The sequence below is a fragment of the Bacteroides clarus genome (assembly GCF_015555825.1).
GTDB classification, from domain to species: Bacteria; Bacteroidota; Bacteroidia; order Bacteroidales; family Bacteroidaceae; genus Bacteroides; species Bacteroides clarus.
Genome location: NZ_JADNLF010000015.1, coordinates 74,248 through 92,792, shown reverse-complemented (window position 1 = coordinate 92,792; position 18,545 = coordinate 74,248). Strand labels below are relative to the sequence as shown.

The 18,545-nt window shown below is 46.7% G+C and carries 15 protein-coding genes and 1 tRNA gene; 6 read left to right on the top strand and 10 right to left on the bottom strand.

All coding sequences use genetic code 11. The features are described from left to right. Window positions 1-171: 171 nt before the first annotated feature. Window positions 172-1,122 (top strand): transporter, encoded by a 951-nt coding sequence (locus tag I2F54_RS14780; protein ID WP_087412313.1) that lies wholly within the window; start codon window positions 172-174, stop codon window positions 1,120-1,122. Between the two features lie 29 nt (window positions 1,123-1,151). Here I2F54_RS14780 and I2F54_RS14775 read toward each other — a convergent pair whose 3' ends face one another. Together I2F54_RS14775 and I2F54_RS14770 are read right to left on the bottom strand one after the other, a co-directional pair. Further along, window positions 1,152-2,099, bottom strand: coding sequence for a glycosyltransferase family 2 protein (locus tag I2F54_RS14775; RefSeq protein WP_009123092.1), 948 nt, complete (start codon window positions 2,097-2,099; stop codon window positions 1,152-1,154). A 92-nt stretch (window positions 2,100-2,191) separates the two neighbouring features. Next, window positions 2,192-2,569, bottom strand: coding sequence for a GtrA family protein (locus I2F54_RS14770; RefSeq protein WP_087412312.1), 378 nt, complete (start codon window positions 2,567-2,569; stop codon window positions 2,192-2,194). Between the two features lie 93 nt (window positions 2,570-2,662). Here I2F54_RS14770 and I2F54_RS14765 point away from each other — a divergent pair, with 93 nt between their 5' ends. From I2F54_RS14765 to I2F54_RS14755, 3 genes are all read left to right on the top strand, one after another. Next, the gene (locus I2F54_RS14765) at window positions 2,663-4,378 is read left to right on the top strand and encodes an ArnT family glycosyltransferase (protein ID WP_009123094.1); all 1,716 of its coding nucleotides are present in this window, start codon (window positions 2,663-2,665) and stop codon (window positions 4,376-4,378) included. Window position 4,379: 1 nt separating this feature from the next. Beyond that, complete coding sequence (locus I2F54_RS14760; RefSeq protein ID WP_022218331.1) at window positions 4,380-4,916, top strand: HD domain-containing protein; 537 nt, start codon at window positions 4,380-4,382, stop codon at window positions 4,914-4,916. A 79-nt stretch (window positions 4,917-4,995) separates the two neighbouring features. Next, entirely contained in the window at window positions 4,996-7,797 is a 2,802-nt protein-coding gene (locus I2F54_RS14755) for a putative LPS assembly protein LptD (RefSeq protein WP_009123096.1), read from the top strand. A gap of 119 nt (window positions 7,798-7,916) precedes the next feature. Here I2F54_RS14755 and ung read toward each other — a convergent pair whose 3' ends face one another. Both ung and asnA read right to left on the bottom strand, forming a co-directional pair. Continuing rightward, the gene (gene ung, locus I2F54_RS14750) at window positions 7,917-8,579 is read right to left on the bottom strand and encodes a uracil-DNA glycosylase (protein WP_009123097.1); all 663 of its coding nucleotides are present in this window, start codon (window positions 8,577-8,579) and stop codon (window positions 7,917-7,919) included. A gap of 128 nt (window positions 8,580-8,707) precedes the next feature. Next, window positions 8,708-9,745, bottom strand: a complete 1,038-nt coding sequence (gene asnA / locus I2F54_RS14745; protein WP_022218330.1) for an aspartate--ammonia ligase — start codon at window positions 9,743-9,745, stop codon at window positions 8,708-8,710. 217 nt (window positions 9,746-9,962) lie between these two features. Between asnA and I2F54_RS14740 the strand changes: the two genes are divergently transcribed. Beyond that, window positions 9,963-10,035, top strand: a tRNA-Arg gene (locus tag I2F54_RS14740). Between the two features lie 64 nt (window positions 10,036-10,099). Here the strand turns inward: I2F54_RS14740 and I2F54_RS14735 are convergent. The 6 genes from I2F54_RS14735 to lysS all read right to left on the bottom strand — a co-directional run bounded on the left by I2F54_RS14735 (window position 10,100) and on the right by lysS (window position 16,741). Then, window positions 10,100-10,966: an outer membrane beta-barrel protein gene (locus tag I2F54_RS14735; RefSeq protein ID WP_009123106.1), complete on the bottom strand. Its 867-nt coding sequence runs from the start codon at window positions 10,964-10,966 to the stop codon at window positions 10,100-10,102. A gap of 21 nt (window positions 10,967-10,987) precedes the next feature. After that, complete coding sequence (locus I2F54_RS14730; protein WP_009123107.1) at window positions 10,988-11,542, bottom strand: hypothetical protein; 555 nt, start codon at window positions 11,540-11,542, stop codon at window positions 10,988-10,990. 199 nt (window positions 11,543-11,741) lie between these two features. Further along, a complete protein-coding gene (locus I2F54_RS14725) occupies window positions 11,742-12,479 on the bottom strand; it encodes an HAD family hydrolase (RefSeq protein WP_195501668.1) in 738 nt (245 codons plus the stop codon). A gap of 147 nt (window positions 12,480-12,626) precedes the next feature. Continuing rightward, entirely contained in the window at window positions 12,627-13,964 is a 1,338-nt protein-coding gene (locus I2F54_RS14720; protein WP_195501667.1) for a glucose-6-phosphate isomerase, read from the bottom strand. A gap of 53 nt (window positions 13,965-14,017) precedes the next feature. Next, a complete protein-coding gene (locus I2F54_RS14715; protein ID WP_009123110.1) occupies window positions 14,018-15,013 on the bottom strand; it encodes an NAD(P)H-dependent glycerol-3-phosphate dehydrogenase in 996 nt (331 codons plus the stop codon). A gap of 3 nt (window positions 15,014-15,016) precedes the next feature. Continuing rightward, the gene (gene lysS, locus I2F54_RS14710; protein WP_022218326.1) at window positions 15,017-16,741 is read right to left on the bottom strand and encodes a lysine--tRNA ligase; all 1,725 of its coding nucleotides are present in this window, start codon (window positions 16,739-16,741) and stop codon (window positions 15,017-15,019) included. Between the two features lie 444 nt (window positions 16,742-17,185). On the opposite strand from lysS, the gene I2F54_RS14705 reads away from it, so the two are divergent. Beyond that, the gene (locus tag I2F54_RS14705) at window positions 17,186-18,544 is read left to right on the top strand and encodes an MATE family efflux transporter (RefSeq protein WP_009123113.1); all 1,359 of its coding nucleotides are present in this window, start codon (window positions 17,186-17,188) and stop codon (window positions 18,542-18,544) included. Window position 18,545 lies beyond the last annotated feature (1 nt).

The window sequence follows — 18,545 nt, the reverse complement described above, 5'->3', positions numbered from 1 at the left end:
CTAACGAAAGGGCAACGGCTGTCTGACGTAAGGATGACAATTGTCTAACGAATTAAAAGTGCCGGATTTCCCGTTTATTCAACTCTTTTTTCCCTTTTATTTTCTGCGATGAGCCTACTTGTTGATAATATCCGTAACTTTGCGCGCAAATATTAATAGGTAGATACAGGTATGCTTCTTCGTTTTATAAAGAATTGGACATTGCCTTTGGCGATGCTTGCGGGTACCGCAGGGTACTTTTTCTTTGCAAGAATTCCTTTGCTTGCGCCGGCAAAACCCTGTCTGAACGGGCTGATAGCTCTCCTTACCCCGGCTTTGATTTTTGCGCAATTGCTACTGACTTTTTGCAAAGTGGAGGTGCACGAGCTGAAACCGAAGGCATGGCACGGTTGGCTGTTGCTGTTTCAGACGGTTTCGTGTCTGGCTGTTGCGGCTTTGCTGGTGTGCTGCCCCATGAAAGAGATGTATCGGGAAATCTTTGAAGGGGCTATGGTATGCCTTATCTGTCCTACGGCTACTGCTGCTGCGGTGATTACCGGCAAACTGGGCGGAAGTGCGTCGAGCCTTACCACGTATACATTGTTATCCAATCTTCTGGCTGCTGTGGCTGTGCCGTTGGTGTTTCCTTGGGTAGAGCCGCATGCCGACATAACTTTCTTTGCGGCTTTCCTGAAAATACTGAGCAAGGTGTTTCCGCTGTTGCTCCTGCCTTTCTTTATAGCATGGTTTCTGCGGGTGTTTGTTAAGAAGGCGCACCGGTATTTATTGGAGTTTCATGATGCGGCCTTTTATTTGTGGGCGGTGGCGCTTGCCATTGTGTCGGGGCAGACGGTGCGCTCGTTGGTGAATAGCGATGCGCCGGTGTTTGTGGAAGTCCTGATTGCTTTAGCAGGTTTGATAGCCTGCTGTGTCCAATTCTATCTGGGGAAGAGAATCGGCGGGCACTACAATGACCGTATCAGTGGCGGACAGGCGTTGGGGCAGAAAAATACGGTACTTGCCATCTGGATGTCCTATACTTATTTGAATCCGTTGTCCTCCGTGGGGCCGGGGTCGTATGTACTGTGGCAGAATATCATTAACAGTTATCAGCTCTGGAAAAAGAGAAAGAGGGAATCCTAAGCCCTCAGGGTACGGAGCATGTCAAGACATTATTCGTCGTACCCCAATTTCTTCTCGTTATAATCCGATGCGATATAGGCGGGGCGCCTTTTGGTTTCTTTGAAGATGCGTCCGATGTATTCTCCTATGACACCCAATGAGAACAACTGAATACCGCCCAAGAATAGGATAACCACTATCAAAGTGGGGAAGCCGGCAGCCTGGTCACCGTATATAATAGTCTTTATCAGGAAATAGATGGCGTAGATAAAGCTGGAAATAGAGCAGAGAATCCCGCATACGGTAGCGATACGTAAGGGAGCGGTGGAAGATGAGGTGATCCCTTCGATGGCCAGGTTCAATAGTTTGAAGAAACTCCAGGATGAATGTCCGGCGAGGCGGTCGCCCCGGTCGAACTCTATGCTTTTCTTTTGGTAGCCTATCCAGCAGAATAATCCTTTGGTGTATCGCTCTTGTTCCCGCAGACGCCTTAACGTCAATACGCAGCGGCGGTCGAGCAGGCGGAAATCACCTACGTTCGGCAGGATGTCTATCCGGCTCATGTTCTGCAGAATCTTGTAGAAAGCAAGCGACAGCCGGCGGCGCAACCAGCTCTCTTCTCCACGGCTGCGGCGCTTGGCGTAGATGTCGTCATAGCCTTCTTCCCAATATTGCAGCATCCGGTCTACGAGCTCGGGCGGGTCTTGCAGGTCGGCATCCATTATTACGCAGCAGTCTCCGGTCGTGTAGTCGAATCCTGCCAGCATGGCGATTTCTTTGCCGAAGTTACGTGAAAGATTTACGAAGTTCACCCTGTTGTCCGTTTGTCTGAGTTGGCGGATGACGTCGAGCGTCTGGTCGCTGCTGCCGTCATTTATAAACAAGATTTCCCACTCATAGGTATCGTTGCGGTTGATAAGCTCTATCAAACGTTGATAGAGAGCGGGGAGCATAGCCTCTTCGTTGTAGACCGGAATCAGTAAGGTTACTTTCTTCATTTCACAAGTGTGTATGATAAATACTTCGCAAATATATTATATTTAAGGAAGCTTTGAACAATATTACTTAAAAAAACATCGATTTGAGTACATCAACCTTTTCGTTTGAAAACGAAGCGCACCAATAAGAAATTGACCGGAATGGCTATGGCGAATACCGGAATAGGAGCGATGGCTTTGGAAAGTCCCAGCCACAGGAAGGTGTTCAGCAGTCCGATGTGCAACAGGTAATTGAATAAATGCGCCCCGCCGAAACCGAACGCTTTGCTCCATGACGGCTTTTTGCCGAACGTAAAGTAGGCGGTAAGGTAAAAATTGGCGATAAAGCTGAGGGCGTAACCGAGGGTGTAAGCTATATTTACATTGATGAATTTTTGCAGTAAGAAGTATATTCCGTAGTGCAGGGCGGTCGCAAAAACGCCCACCATGACAAAACGTATGAATTCGGGAAGTCTTTTTAATTGCTTCATTTTAGGTTTACACTATCATTGAGGCGGCAAAGTTAGGTATTGTTATAGAATAATTCGTATTTTTGCAGCGTGAAAATGTAAAAACGAAAATATATGTCAGACAGAAAGATAGCGTTCTGGTTTATTGCACTGTTAAGTGTGCTCGTATTGGTTCCCTTTTTAGGAGAAACCATTTTTTATTCGAAAGGGGAACCTCGTGAAGCGATAGTTGCGTATACCATGCTGGAAAGCGGTAACTGGATACTTCCGATGAACTATGGAGTGGAAATAGCTTATAAACCGCCTTTTCTTTATTGGACGATAGCCGTTATTTCATCCGTCTTGGGGGGAGTCTCGGAGTTTTCGGCACGTATGCCGTCGGCGCTCGCTTTTCTGGCTATGCAGTTGGTTTTCTTTAGTTTCGTTGCCAAACGTAAGGACGTAAAGACGGCGTTCCTGACCTCTATCCTTCTGTTGTCTTCTTTTGAAGTACACCGCGCGGCGGTAGCTTGCCGGCTGGATATGTTGCAAGTTTCCCTCATCGTGATTTCATTGTGCCTGCTTTTCCGGTGGGACGAGAAGAACTGCAAAGGAATTCCCTGGCTGGCCGTGTTGTTGATGGCATGCGCTACATTGACGAAGGGGCCGGTCGGCTCCATCTTTCCTTGCCTGGGTATCGGTGTGTACCAGTTATTGCGCGGACGTTCGTTCGGAAAGACTTTCTTTTCGCTGCTGGGTATCGGATTGTTATCCCTCATTCCTTTGGGTGTCTGGTTTTGGGCGGCTTATCAGCAAGGCGGGGAATCGTTTGTCAATTTGATGCTGGAAGAGAATACCGGACGCTTTTTCCGGAAAATGTCCTATGCGTCACATGAGAACCCGATATGGTATAACTTCCTGACTATTATTTGGGGATGGATTCCCTGGACTTTGGTACTGCTTATTTCCTTGTTCGGACTGAAATGGAAAAAGATGCATATCCTGCCGGAAGGGGCTTCCGTGGGTGAACGTTTGAAGAAAGGGTGGAATAAATTCCGTTCTCAGTCGCCGTTGCAGCTTTTTGCGTGGGTGGTAATCTTAACGATTTTCATCTTTTACTGTATCCCCAAGAGTAAACGCAGCGTATATTTACTGCCTATCTACCCGTTTATGGGAATGTTGCTTGCCGAATACCTGCTGGCATTGGTGCAACGGGGCGCGAAAGTGTTTAGGATTTCCGCCTGGATTTTTGCTTCATTGGCTATATTGCTTACCGTTACTTTCTTTGCGGTACGTCTGGGAATGATTCCCGAAAGCATTTGGGGCACAGGCAGGCACGCCGCCGAGAATATAGCGTTTACGCATGCGTTGCAGACCGTACAGCTTTCATTACCGAAATGGCTGATTGTGTTCTTGCCGCTTGTGGCTGCTGTCTGCCTGCTGTACATGCTGGTGAAGCGTGCGGATACGCGTTCGCTGTTATATGGCACGGCGGGATGCGTATTATGTATTTTTGTGTCATTGGACGGAGTTTACCAACCCAATATACTGGCGGTGAAGTCGGACAAGCATCTGGCTGTACGCTTGAATGAATTGGAGCCTCAGGGCACGGTATATTCGTATGGCGACTGGGTGAAATTCTATGGCATAAACTACTATTTGGGCGACCGCGTACGTATCTTTGATAGAATGCGGCCTGCCGAGGGGTATGTATTGGTGACGGATGAGTTGCAGGAAAAGTTCTTGCAGGAGAATAAAGATTCCTACCGGTTGGAAGAAGTGCATCGTACTCCTTTGCGCAGTTGTGATTTGCGTAGGAAAGTCATCGTTTATAAATTCAGCAAGAAATAAAATGTGCCCTCGCGAGTTGATTGACAAATATTATCCGGAAGCGGATGAACTGAAACATATTCTGCTGACGCACAGCCGTTCGGTGGCTGATAAGGCTTTATGGATTGCCGACAATCATCCGGAATTGTCTTTAGACAGAGACTTTTTGTATGAAGCGGCCATGCTGCATGATATAGGCATATTCCTGACGGATGCCGACGGTATCTGTTGCTTCGGCGATAAACCTTATATCTGCCATGGCTATTTAGGAGCGGATTTGGTGCGTTCGGAAGGTTACCCGCGTCATGCTTTGGTATGTGAAAGGCATACGGGAGCAGGTCTTTCACTGGAAGATATCATTGCGCAAAATCTGCCTGTTCCCCACCGTGATATGCTTCCGGTAAGCATGGAGGAGCAGGTTGTCTGTTTTGCCGATAAGTTTTACTCCAAGACGCATCTGGAACAGGAAAAAAGCGTGGAGAAAGCGCGGAAGAGTTTACAGCGCTATGGCGAAGCCGGCCTGCAACGCTTTGACCATTGGTGCGAACTGTTTTTGTAGCAATCTAAATTTCTTTAAAAAGGGAGATTATCCGTATAAATTACGTACTTTTGCCCTTTCAAGCGTAAACTGTTAGTTAATGACGCCATTGAAAGCAAATACATTCATATCATTCATACTACTATTCGTCTTACTCCTTCTTTCCGGTGAGGCTGCTTCGCAACGTCGTCGGCGAGGTGTTGTGCCGCCCGAAAGACAGCAAGCGGACTCTTTGCGGGGCGATTCGCTCGGACAGAGGATTGCGTCTTCTCACAGGAGAGGTGTGCGCGATACCTTGCAGGCCGATTCTTTGCAGATGGATACGCTGGCTGCTCCCGGCAAGAAAAAGCAGCCTTTGGATGCTCCGGTGACCTATGAAGCCAACGACTCTATTGTGTTTGCCCAAGGCGGATATGCGCATCTGTATGGCCAGGGAAAAGTGAATTATCAGCAGATAGAATTGGCGGCCGATGTTATTACCATGAATATGGATAGCAGCACGGTATATGCCCATGGGGTAGAGGATTCGTTGGGTGTGAAGAAAGGAACTCCGGTTTTTAAGGACGGGGAAACTCCGTATGAGACTAATACGATTCGCTATAACTTCAAGAGCAAGAAGGGTATTATAAGTAATGTGGTCAGTCAGCAGGGAGAGGGATATGTGACCGGAAACAATGCGAAGAAAGGCACTAATGACGAGCTGTATATGAAGAGCGGCCGATATACGACTTGTGACCACCACGAGCATCCCCACTTTTATATGCAGATGACTTACGCGAAAGTACGCCCTAAAAAGAATGTTGTGACGGGTCCTGCCTATCTGGTGGTTGAGGACGTTCCTTTGCCGCTGGCCGTGCCGTTTTTCTTTTTTCCGTTCTCGAGCAGCTATTCGTCCGGTTTCCTTATGCCTACATACATGGATGACTCCAGCCGCGGTTTCGGTTTGACGGATGGCGGGTATTATTTTGCTATCAGTGACAAGATGGATTTGAAGCTGCGGGCCGATATCTTTACGAAAGGTTCCTGGGCGTTGAATGCAGAGTCTAATTATATCAAGAGATACAAATATTCCGGCTTGTTCCAGGCAAGCTATCAGGTAACCAAGACCGGTGATAAAGGATTACCGGATTATTCCGTTGCAAAAGACTTCAAGATTGTCTGGTCTCACAGACAGGACGCGAAGGCCAATCCGAATCAGACGTTCTCTGCCAGCGTGAATTTTGCGACCAGCAGTTATGAGCGTACCAATATCGGAAACATGTACAACTCGAATGCCATGTCGCAAAATACGAAGACCTCAAGTGTCAGCTATTCCCGCTATTTCTTTGACAGGAAACTGACGGTTGCGGCAACCACCAATATTGCACAGACCATGAGGGACTCCTCGGTCAATGTCACTTTGCCCGACTTGAATATCTCTTTGTCTACGCTTTATCCTTTTAAACGTAAAAAAGCGGCAGGTGAGGAAAGATGGTATGAGAAAATCTCGATTCGGTATACGGGACGTTTGACCAACAGTATTCAGACAAAAGACAATCTTCTGTTTAAGTCCAATCTGATAAAGGACTGGAAGAACGGTATGAAGCATGAAATACCGGTCAGCGCTACTTTTACATTATTCAAATACTTTAATGTAACTCCTTCTGTCAGCTATACGGAGCGTTGGTACACGCGTAAGGTGATGAAAGATTGGGATCCCAATGCCGCCGGTGGCAGTGGCAAAGAAGTGGCTACCGATACGATTTACGGTTTCCATCGCGTATATAATTACAATGCCAGTTTGGGTATCAATACGAAGATATACGGTATGTATAATCCTATATTCCTGCCCAAAAAGAAGATACAGATTCGTCATGTCATAACTCCGTCGGTGAGCATAAGCGCTGCTCCGGATTTCGGTTCCTCACGCTATGGGTATTACGAGTCTTACATCAGGAATTATGCGGACGGAAGACGGGATACCGTGACGTATTCTCCCTATTCGGGACAAGCATTTGATGTGCCGGGAAGAGGCAAACAGGGAAATATAACCTTTAGCATATCCAATAACCTGGAAATGAAATATTACAGCAGTAAGAAAGATACTGTAAAGAAGGTTAGTTTGATTGATGAGTTGGGCGCCAATATCAGTTATAATATGGCTGCCGCAACGCGTCCTTGGAGTGACCTCGGTTTGAATTTACGTTTGAAGCTGAGTAAGAACTATACATTCAGTATGAGCTCTTCATTCAAAACATACGGTTATAAATTCGATAAGAATGGTAATGTGGTGCCTAATGACCGTACGGAATGGTCGTATGGACGTTTTGGTATATTCCAGGGGTACGGTTCTTCTTTCAGCTATACATTTAATAATGATACGTGGAAAAAGTGGAAAGAGAAACTGAGCGGTACCGGCGATTCCGATAAGGAGAAAAAAGACGAAGCGGCCTCTGAAGAAGGAGAGGGCACGGAAGACGGTTCCGATGATACCGGTATTCCTAAGAAGAAAGTTGAAAAAGCCGCTGTCGATTCCGACGGCTATCAAGTATTCAAAATGCCGTGGTCTCTGAACTTTAATTATAGTTTTAATATATCTGAGGATACCTCAAAGCCTATCAACCGGAAAACGATGCGTTATCCCTATCGCTATACTCATAACTTGAGCGCTTCCGGTAATATAAAACTTTCCAATAAGTGGGCGGTCAGCTTTAATTCCGGTTACGATTTTGAAGCTAAGAAGATAGTACAGACCACCTTTAATATCACGCGCGACCTGCACTGTTTCAGCATGTCGGCCAGTTTGTCTCCTTTCGGGCAGTGGAAATATTATAATTTCACTATCCGCGCCAACGCAAGTATCTTGCAAGACTTGAAATGGGAGCAGAGAAGCCAGACGCAGAGTAATATCCAGTGGTACTAATCATAATTTAAGTACGGATGACACGGATTCATTTTATTCTTTTTCCGTGCAATCCGTGTCGTCCGTACCTGAAAAATCATCAAATACATTTTGACGCAACTCCATTTACAGGTGCCGCTTTACCATTTTATCTCTTCCTCTCCGTGCGCTTTCAAATATTCATTGGCTTTGCTGAAATGCTTGTTTCCGAAAAAGCCGTTGTATGCGGAAAGGGGAGAAGGGTGGGCGGATGTCAATACCAGGTGCTTGTTGCGATCTATAAAGGCGCCTTTTCGTTGCGCATAAGCTCCCCATAATATGAAGACCAAATGTTCACGTTCTTCGGCAAGGATGCGGATGGCGGCATCCGTAAATGTTTCCCAGCCGTGGTTTTGATGGGAGCCGGCCTGATGGGCACGTACTGTGAGGGTGGCATTGAGCAATAATACGCCTTGTTCCGCCCAGCGGGTCAGGTTACCGGTGGGTGGCGCGTCCGTTCCGATATCTTCTTTGATTTCTTTGAAGATGTTGACTAAAGAAGGCGGAAAGGGTACGCCGTCATTTACGGAGAAACACAATCCGTGGGCTTGTCCGGGACCGTGATATGGGTCTTGGCCGATAATCACAACTTTTACTTTATCGAAAGGACATAAGTTGAAAGCGTTGAATATCAATTTTCCCGGTGGATATATGGCATATTTACCATATTCCTCACGAACGAAGTTCGTTAATGTATAAAAGTAATCTTTGTCAAATTCAGGCTGCAAATGGGCTTTCCAGCTATCTTCGATTTGAACGTTCATAATAAGAGGTGTTAGTGGTTTACGACGCTAAGATACAAATATTTCACCATAGTATACAAAGAGCCCCGCAGAGTTTTTGCTTTTTCCTTTGAAACTCTGCGGGACTTTATATCGTTTACAGGCTATATTCAGATTAGATGTATGTTGTGCGCCTTGCATTCCGCGCGCATGTCTTCAGGCCAGATGCTGGCTTGTATCTCTCCGATATGCGCTTTGCGCAAGTAGAACATACACAGTCGGGACTGGCCGATACCGCCGCCGATAGACAGGGGCAGAGCGTCTCCCATCAGGCGTTTGTGGAAGTAGAGTTCCAAACGTTTTTCTTCACCTTCCTGTTTGAGCTGACGCTGGAGGGCTTCTTTGTCTACGCGGATACCCATTGAGGATAATTCCACACTGCGCTGAAGCACATCGTCCCATAGCAATAAGTCGCCGTTTAGGCCGGGCAGGCCGTTCAAGCCGGGAGTTGTGTAGTCGTCATAGTCCGGGGCACGTCCGTCGTGTTTTTTACCGTCGCTCAGTTTGCAACCGATACCGATGATGAATACGGCTCCGAACTTTTTGGCGATGGCATGCTCCCGGCATTTCGGTTCTAGATTGGGATACATCTGCCGGAGTTCTTCCGCATGGATAAAGTGCAGTTTCTGTGGCAGGCAAGGCTTGATTTGCGGATACATTTCGTATACCATGTACTCTGTACGAACCATCGCCGCATAAATACGGGTGACTATCTCTTTCAGAAAATCTATATTACGGTCTTGTTCGGTGATAACACGCTCCCAATCCCATTGGTCTACATATAAAGAATGTAAGTTGCCTAATTCTTCGTCCGCGCGGATGGCGTTCATATCGGTATAGATTCCGTATCCCGGCTCTATATGGTATTCGGCAAGTGTCAGACGTTTCCATTTGGCAAGCGAATGTACCACTTCTGCTTGCGCATCGCCTAAATCCTTGATGGGAAAAGATACCGCCCGTTCCACACCGTTCAAATCATCGTTGATACCCATGCCTTTCAATACAAAAAGAGGGGCGGTGACACGACGCAGGCGAAGCTCGGAAGAAAGGTTCAACTGGAAGAATTCTTTAATCTGTTTAATACCTAATTCCGTTTGTTTTAAGTCCAATAAAGGTTTATATCCTTCGGGTTTTATCAGGTAGCTCATAGGTTTAATCTCTATAACTTCTATTAATTTGTTCGGCAAAGATAGGAATAATATTGATACTTGCTTCTATTTTGAGTGAAAAAATAACAAAATGTATGTGTATATTGCTTTGCTGCTCTCAAAATAATATCGAGGATATTCTGTGCGAAACAGATAGAAAAAATGCGTGAAGATTAGGAATATGCGGAGATTTTTTCTACTTTTGCATCCGAATTAAGGCTCCGTAGCTTAGTGAATAGAGCGTCAGATTCCGGTTCTGAAGGTCGTGCGTTTGAATCGCACCGGGGTCACTAAATAAAAAACTCCCTTTGCAGCCATGCGCAAAGGGAGTTTTCTATTATTATAAGTCTTAGTTTAGAAATAGAATGTCATGTTTAAGGCACCGCCAAGGCTTTCGGTTCCAATGTGGAAACCTCTGTCGCCCGGGCTGCTCAAATCGGTTCTTTCTTCGATTTTACCGAGTGTGGTGTTATATCCTTCTGTTTTTTGGTAGGACTGGGACCCGAACATATAATATGCTGTTACGTTAACCTCGGCGCCTAAAGAGATTTTAGGAGCAACGAACCATTCTACGCCGACACTTCCGGTAAGTCCCGTGTAGAAAGTACCGTTATCTTTTGTTTCCAGGGGGCGGTATCCGTTTGAGTATATACCATTGCCGCTGAATTCAGGAGAAATACTCGGTTGTTGGTTGACGGTAGTCATTTCATTGGCCCATTCGTAAGTGTATTTCTGTGTTTGAAAGGCGAAAAGGACACCTGCTCCAAACACGCCCTGTACTCTCTTCGAACCTTTGCGGTATTCCATTCCCAGGTTGAGGCTCATGCCGTTGTTGCTAACACGGCAGGCATCGATAATTTTATCTTCACTCAGAGGATTGTCCAAAAGAGCCTTATCATCTTGCACATAACCTCTGTATTTGTCGGCTCCGAACATGAAACCTACGTTGGCGCGCAGTGCGATGTTGTCTGTCAACATGTATTTGGCCAAAATAGAAACATCCGGTATTAAATTGAAGTCACTGTTGTCTTTTGTAAAAGACGAACCACCACCGAATGTATCGTTGTTATTACCACCGATGTGCTTCAGCAAAGGGATTACATTGACGCCGATGGCCCAATCTCCTGCTTCCGGAAGATACTGCTTGGCAGCCTTCTCCTGCGCATTTGCTCCCATTAACGGCAGCAAACAGATTATAAAGACGGATAATATCTTTTTCATGCGTTTATTATTTATTCTGCATTAATAGTTGAAGACGGTTTTATCTAATTCCTCATGGTTATATGTTGCCTTTCCTGCGGCGATAATATCATTAGGCTTTATGTCGCTTAATATTATTTCCGGTGAGCTATATACGGCATCTTTGGCGATAACAGAATTTTGGGTAGTGCCGCTACCGCTGTTAGAGTTGATTTTATAATACGGCGCCTCAAATGATTTGGCCTTAATAGTAACCGTAACTCCATTTTCAACGGCAGGAATTTCGATTTCGTATTTACCTTGGGCATCCGTTGTTGTTTCAAGAGTGGTATATCCTCCGTAACTGGAACTGTTGTTGTTAAAAGAAGAGTTATTTATCATTACATAAACAGTCGTGTTCATCACGGGCTTTTCGGTATTTACCGCAGTACTGCTTGATGAGGTTTTGTTATCATCATAAACGAAGCTTCCTTTGATGATAGCTTTCCCTTGGATATTGTCAATAGACAATGAAGTTTGATCTTCTGAGCAAGATGAAAACCCTAATGCTACGATAGCACAGGCGATTAAAGTTTTAATTCTAGTTAGTTTGTCCATAATTTTAAATGTTAGTAATTAATAAATATTGACGGCACAAATTTATTATTGTTTTATCTAACATCCAAATGAAAACTAAAATATTTTAATATTAATATCTTTTGTGTAAAATTAAATATCTGTTTTTCTGTATTTTAGGTCTATAAAGACTTTATCAACTTTAAGTAAAGCCGATGTGAAAAGTAAATAATATTTATGATTATTCTTGTGGCTCGAGCTCTTTCCGCACTATTTCCCAATTATCACAGAAAGCCTGCATGGAAGGAAACAATAAATCGGCTCCGGCATCCAATAGCACTTGTCCGTCCAATGGGCCGGTATTGACGGCAACCGTAAATATACCTGCTGCTACTCCGGCCTGTACACCGATAGGGGCATTCTCAATGACAATGGCTTCGTTGGCTTTTACGCCTGCTTTTTCCAATCCCATAAGATAAGGTTCGGGGTTGGGCTTACCGTATTTCACATCAAAAGCGGTTACCATACGTTCGCGCCGGAACATACCGGGAAAGTTATGGGACAACCGGTTTAACAAAGAGTGCTGGCCGGAACCGGTTACCAATACGGGAGTCAATCCTTCCGCTTTTATTTTTTGCAGCACCTCCCAGGAACCGGGCATACGTTCGGGGTCGGGGTGTTTGTTGAATTCTTCGCTTTTCTCGGCATAGATACTTTCTATCATGTCAGGAGTAGCGTCTTTGCCGTACTGCCGCTGATATACAAGATTTATTGTGGCGGCTCCGGTACGTCCTTCATGCATATAAGCTTCCTCTCTGCTCAGGTGCAGACCATGGCGTTCCATCACCTTATGCCAGGCATCCGCATGATAGGGCATGGAATTGAATAATACACCGTCCATATCAAAAAGGACGGCTTTCAGCCGGATATCAGCGTATCCGTGTTTTTTCAAATAGCGGGTAATTGATTCTTTGAACACTTGGTAAATTGAGAATTGAGAATTAAGAATTGAGAAATGGGGGGTGGGTAAATCAAGAGTTGAGAATAAAGAAACAGCTTCTTGACATTGCGCATGATTATTTGTGCGCAGCTATTTCTCAATTCTCAACTCCCGATTTTCAATTTATTACAGTCTTGCCTGAATTGCTTTGGATTCTTCTTCGTAGCCCGGCTTGTTTAATAAGGCGAACATATTCTTCTTGTAGGCTTCCACACCCGGTTGGTTGAATGGGTTGACGCCCAGGAGATAACCGCTGATACCGCATGCTTTTTCAAAGAAATACAGCAATCCGCCGATACTTTCCTCATTCAGTGCGGGGATAACGATGCGCATATTGGGTACGCCACCGTCTACGTGAGCCAGCTGCGTGCCGAGTTCTGCCATCTTGTTCACTTCGTCTACGTGCTTGCCGGCGAGGAAGTTCAGGCCGTCGAGGTTGGCTTCGTCCGAAGGAACTTGCAGGGAGTACTGGGTCTTTTCTACTGAGATGACGGTCTCGTAAATGGTACGTTCGCCTTCCTGAATCCATTGTCCCATGGAGTGCAGGTCGGTAGAGAAATCTACGGATGCAGGGAAGATACCCTTGTTCTCTTTACCTTCGGATTCACCGTAGAGTTGTTTCCACCATTCGCTCACGTAGTGCAGCTTGGGGTTGAAGTTTACGAGGATTTCAATCTTCTTGCCGTTCTTGTAAAGCTCATTGCGGGTAGCCGCATAGATGGCTGCCGGGTTCTCCGCGAACGGAACATCCTTTCCGCAAGTCTTTTCCATGGCTGCTGCGCCGGCTACCAGCTTCTCGATGTCAAATCCTGCTACTGCGATGGGCAGCAAACCTACCGGAGTGAGTACGGAGAAACGACCGCCTACGTTATCGGGAATAATGAAAGATTTGTAGCCTTCATTGTCTGCGGTGACACGTGCGGCACCCTTCTTGGCGTCTGTAACGGCAACAATCACTTTTTTTGCCATATCCTTGCCGCGTTGGTCTTCGCATTGCTTTTTCAGCAGGCGGAAAGCCAAAGCCGTTTCGGTAGTAGTTCCTGATTTGGAAATATTGATGACACCGAATTTCTTATCTTTCAGATATTCGGTAAGTTCGTACAGATAATCTTCACCGATGTTGTGTCCTGCATACAGAATAACCGGGCCGGACTTCTTGTCTTGCAACCATGTGAAACTGTTTGACAAAGCCTCGATAACGGCGCGTGCACCGAGGTAGCTTCCGCCAATTCCGGCAACAATCACTACTTCACAATTTTCACGCAATACTTGCGCGGTAGCTTTCAGGTTTGCCAAGTGCTCCTTTGTAATAGAAGAGGGAAGGTGCAGCCAGCCTAAAAAGTCATTACCTTTACCGGTACCGTTTTCCAATGCTTCTTGTGCAGCCTTAACTTGAGCTTCGTAGGCGAAAACGTTTTCTTTGGAAATGAATCCAAGAGTCTTTTCAATGTTCAAACTAATCATAATATTATAGGTTTTAAATTCTGTATTTCGTCCTTCCTGTTCCTTTTTCCGTATTACCGGAAAGAGTCAGTCAGTAACTTAATTTCAATCATCGGTGAGATGCGTTCATACAAGATGTTGTACACAGCATCCAGTATCGGCATATTCACGTGGTAATGCTTGTTGATTTCCTTGATACATTTGGTTCCGTAATAACCTTCGGCTATCATTTCCATCTCTATCTGGGCGCTTTTTACGGAATATCCCTTGCCTATCATCGTACCGAACGTACGGTTACGGCTGAAGTTGGAGTATCCCGTCACCAACATGTCACCCAGATAAACGGAATCACTGATGTTTCTGTTCAGCGGATGTACGGTTTGCAGGAAGCGGTCCATCTCCTGGATGGCGTTGGACATGAGTACCGCTTGGAAATTGTCGCCATACTTCAAACCGCTGCAAATCCCTGCGGCAATGGCATATACGTTTTTGAGCACGGAACCGTATTCGATGCCGGCCACGTCGTTGCTGACGGAAGTCTTGATGAATGAACTGGCCAGGCGACGGGAAAACTTGTCCGCCTTGTCTATATCGGGACAGGCTATCGTAAGATAAGAAAGCCGTTCGAGCGCAACCTCCTCCGCATGGCAGGGGCCTGCCAGTACGGCAATGTTCTCCGCCGGTACACCGTATTCTTTCGTGAAGTATTCCGATACAATCACGTTGTCATCGGGTACGATGCCCTTGATGGCTGTAATAATGAATTTATCCTTGATTTTTGTCTTCAGCTTCTTCAAGTGAGCTTTCAGATAAGGAGAAGGAGTCACAAAGATAAGTGTATCCGATTCCTTGACTACATCGTTGATGTTTGAGTTGAAATTGATACGCTTGGTATCAAACTTGACGCCCGTCAGGTAGGCAGGGTTATGACCGAGACGCTTAAAATCGGCAATGCGGTCGTCACGCCGCATATACCAATTTATAGTATCTTCTTGCGCCAATACCATTTTAGCAATGGCAGTGGCCCAACTTCCTCCGCCCATAATGGCTATCTTACCGGGTAGTTTCATTTCTTAGATTTTCTCAACCCAACCTTCCACATCTTTCACGGTCGGATTCGCCAGTTCCAATTTATACTTCTTGTTGATGCCGCAAATGTCCATATGCAACTTTTGCGGGTTTACATCTTTCATGTCACTAACCAGGTTGTAGCCGGCCTTCTGGATGACCGCCACCCATTCTTCCGGAATACCCAACTCCATAAATTTGGCCGGCGCGTCTTTCGGAGTAACCTTTTCGGGACGCATCTGCGGGAAGAATAATACCTCCTGAATGAATGCCTGTCCGGTCATCAGCATGGTCAGACGGTCGATGCCGATACCGATACCCGATGTGGGAGGCATGCCGTATTGCAGCGCTTTCAGGAAATCCTGGTCGATGAACATGGCCTCGTCGTCGCCCTTTTCACTCAGTTTCAACTGCTCTTTGAAGCGTTCTTCCTGGTCGATGGGGTCGTTCAGCTCACTGTATGCGTTGGCCAGCTCTTTGCCGTTTACCATCAGCTCGAAGCGTTCGGTCAGTCCCGGTTTGCTGCGGTGCATTTTGGTCAGCGGGCTCATTTCCACCGGATAGTCGGTGATGAAAGTAGGCTGTATGAATGTGCCTTCACAGAATTCGCCGAAGATTTCGTCTATCAGCTTGCCTTTGCCCATGGTGTCGTCAATCTCCATTTTCAGTTCGCGGCACACCTGACGGATTTCTTCCTCGCTCTTGCCGTTGAGGTCGTAACCGGTCTTTTCCTTGATGGCGTCCAGGATGGGCAGACGGCGGTAAGGAGCCTTGAAGCTGATGGTCTTTCCGTCGATGGTGGTTTCTGTGCCGCCGTTTACTGCGATACAGATGCGTTCGAGGAGTTTCTCGGTGAATCCCATCATCCAGTTGTAGTCCTTATATTGTACGTACAGCTCTACGCAGGTGAATTCCGGGTTGTGGTTTTTGTCCATACCCTCGTTGCGGAAGTTCTTTCCGATTTCGTATACACCCTCAAAACCGCCTACGATGAGTCTCTTCAGGTACAGCTCGGTGGCGATACGCAGGTAGAGATCCATGTCCAGTGAGTTGTGGTGGGTCGTGAAGGGACGTGCGCTTGCGCCGCCGGGGATGGATTGCAGAATCGGTGTTTCCACTTCCGTATAGCCGGCTTCGTCCAGTACGGCACGCATGGTCTTGATGATTGTGGCGCGCTTCAGGAACGTTTCTTTGACGCCGTCGTTCACGATGAGGTCTACGTAACGCTGGCGGTAACGCAGTTCCGGGTCGTCGAACGAGTCGTAAGCCACGCCATCCTTATATTTTACGATGGGAAGCGGCTTGATGCTCTTGGCAAGAACGGTCAGCTTCTGGGCATGGATGCTGATTTCGCCCATTTGGGTGCGGAATACAAAGCCTTCGATGCCGATGAAGTCGCCTAAATCGAGCAAGCGTTTGAATACGGTATTATACATTTCCTTGTCTTCGCCCGGGCAGATGTCGTCGCGGGTGATATATACCTGGATACGGCCTTTAGAGTCCTGTAACTCGATGAAAGACGCTTTCCCCATAACACGGCGGCTCATGATGCGTCCGGCTACGGATACGTGACGCGGTTCGGCGTCATCTTTAAATTCATTTTTGATATCGGTAGAGAAAGCGTTGGTTACATACTCTGCTGCGGGATAGGGTTCGATGCCCATCGCGCGAAGTTCATTCATGCTGTTGCGACGAATGATTTCTTGTTCACTTAGTTCTAATACGTTCATTTCGCTATAATTCACTCAATTTGGGGACAAAAATACGAAACATTTTTCAGATACCGAACCTTTAGGGGAATTTATTCACCGCAGAGGCCGTGTGCGCTGTGGCGGGCTGTTAAGTATTCATCAGGCAAAGTCTTGGGAAAAGATAGCTTCGGGTAGGGAAGAAGATAGTCCGGCTCCGCCGGAAAGCCTGTCTAAGGTAGGGAATGAACTTTATCTTCAGGCTGAAGATGTGTATCTCCAACCTAAAGATGGATATCCCCAGGTTGAAGATGTATATCTCTAACCTGGAGATGAAACTCAAAGCCGGAGTGAGCGCTCCTTCATCCCTGTCTCTGATGCTTTTCGGATAGGAGAGAGGGTGTCTTTTCCTTAAGACGAAGCGGGATGCTTGCTCACCTGACGAATTTTGAGTACCTTTGCGCCCTCGAAAAACAGGTAAAAAGTATGGCAGGACAAAAAACACCCACAGCGTTGGGTACGGAGAATATCGGTAAATTATTGATGCAGTATGCCGTTCCGGCAATTATCGCCATGACGGCGTCTTCCTTATATAATATGGTGGACAGCATCTTCATCGGTCATGGTGTAGGTACAATGGCTATTTCGGGATTGGCGCTGACCTTCCCTCTGATGAACCTTGCGGCGGCTTTCGGTTCGCTGGTGGGCGTGGGAGCGGCTACGCTGATTTCCGTCAAATTGGGGCAGAAGGACTATGATACGGCTCAACGGGTGCTGGGTAACGTGTTTGTACTGAATATTCTGCTGGGGGTGGCTTTTACGGTGGTGGTAATGGCGTTCCTCGACCCTATTCTTTACTTTTTCGGCGGTAGCGACGAGACTGTGGGATATGCGCGCGACTACATGCAGATTATCCTTCTCGGAAACGCCATTACGCATCTTTATCTGGGACTGAACGCGGTGCTGCGCTCTTCGGGGCATCCGCAGAAGGCGATGTATGCCACTATCGCTACGGTGGTTATCAATACGATACTCGACCCGGTATTTATCTACGGCTTCGGCTGGGGCATTCGCGGGGCGGCTGTCGCTACGATTCTGGCGCAGGTTATATCGTTGATATGGCAGCTCAGGATATTCAGCGATAAAGATGAGCTGCTGCATTTCCATCGCGGTATTTTCCGCCTGAAGCGTAAGATTGTCTTTGATTCGTTGGCTATCGGTATGTCGCCGTTCCTGATGAATATGGCGGCCTGTTTCATCGTAATCCTTATCAACCAGGGGCTGAAAAAGTATGGCGGCGATTTGGCTATCGGCGCTTTCGGCATTGTCAACCGGCTGGTATTTATCGTTGTGATGATTGTAATGGGATTGAATCAGGGAATGCAGCCCATTGCGGGCTATAATTTCGGAGCCGGACAGTACGGCCGTGTCACCAAGACGCTGAAGCTGACGATAATCTATGCGACCGGGGTAACGACTTTCGGCTTTGTCGCGGGTATGCTGTTCTCCGATTTGGTAGTCAGCATCTTTACGTCGGATGCCGAGCTGATTGCCCTCTCGGCAAAGGGATTGCGCATTGTAGTGATGTTTTTCCCCATCATCGGCTTTCAAATGGTGACGGCCAACTTCTTCCAGAGCATAGGAATGGCGAGTAAGGCAATATTTCTTTCCCTTACCCGCCAGATGGTGGTGTTACTGCCTTGCCTGATAATTCTGCCTCGCTTTTTCGGTGCGGCAGGCGTTTGGTACAGCATGCCGATTTCCGACTTGCTGGCCAGCCTGATAGCGGCGGCAATGCTGACGTGGCAGTTCCGTAAGTTTAAGGCACAGGCGCAAGGCGCCTGAG

What these genes read in the sequence shown, in the direction of transcription:
- I2F54_RS14780 (WP_087412313.1), top strand. Translation starts at nt 172, where the DNA reads ATGCTTCTTCGTTTTATAAAGAATTGGACATTGCCTTTGGCGATGCTT.
- I2F54_RS14720 (WP_195501667.1), bottom strand. Translation starts at nt 13,964, where the DNA reads ATGATTAGTTTGAACATTGAAAAGACTCTTGGATTCATTTCCAAAGAA.
- I2F54_RS14735 (WP_009123106.1), bottom strand. Translation starts at nt 10,966, where the DNA reads ATGAAAAAGATATTATCCGTCTTTATAATCTGTTTGCTGCCGTTAATG.
- I2F54_RS14705 (WP_009123113.1), top strand. Translation starts at nt 17,186, where the DNA reads ATGGCAGGACAAAAAACACCCACAGCGTTGGGTACGGAGAATATCGGT.
- asnA (WP_022218330.1), bottom strand. Translation starts at nt 9,745, where the DNA reads ATGAGCTACCTGATAAAACCCGAAGGATATAAACCTTTATTGGACTTA.
- ung (WP_009123097.1), bottom strand. Translation starts at nt 8,579, where the DNA reads ATGAACGTTCAAATCGAAGATAGCTGGAAAGCCCATTTGCAGCCTGAA.
- I2F54_RS14730 (WP_009123107.1), bottom strand. Translation starts at nt 11,542, where the DNA reads ATGGACAAACTAACTAGAATTAAAACTTTAATCGCCTGTGCTATCGTA.
- I2F54_RS14770 (WP_087412312.1), bottom strand. Translation starts at nt 2,569, where the DNA reads ATGAAGCAATTAAAAAGACTTCCCGAATTCATACGTTTTGTCATGGTG.
- lysS (WP_022218326.1), bottom strand. Translation starts at nt 16,741, where the DNA reads ATGAACGTATTAGAACTAAGTGAACAAGAAATCATTCGTCGCAACAGC.
- I2F54_RS14765 (WP_009123094.1), top strand. Translation starts at nt 2,663, where the DNA reads ATGTCAGACAGAAAGATAGCGTTCTGGTTTATTGCACTGTTAAGTGTG.
- I2F54_RS14755 (WP_009123096.1), top strand. Translation starts at nt 4,996, where the DNA reads ATGACGCCATTGAAAGCAAATACATTCATATCATTCATACTACTATTC.
- I2F54_RS14760 (WP_022218331.1), top strand. Translation starts at nt 4,380, where the DNA reads ATGTGCCCTCGCGAGTTGATTGACAAATATTATCCGGAAGCGGATGAA.
- I2F54_RS14715 (WP_009123110.1), bottom strand. Translation starts at nt 15,013, where the DNA reads ATGAAACTACCCGGTAAGATAGCCATTATGGGCGGAGGAAGTTGGGCC.
- I2F54_RS14775 (WP_009123092.1), bottom strand. Translation starts at nt 2,099, where the DNA reads ATGAAGAAAGTAACCTTACTGATTCCGGTCTACAACGAAGAGGCTATG.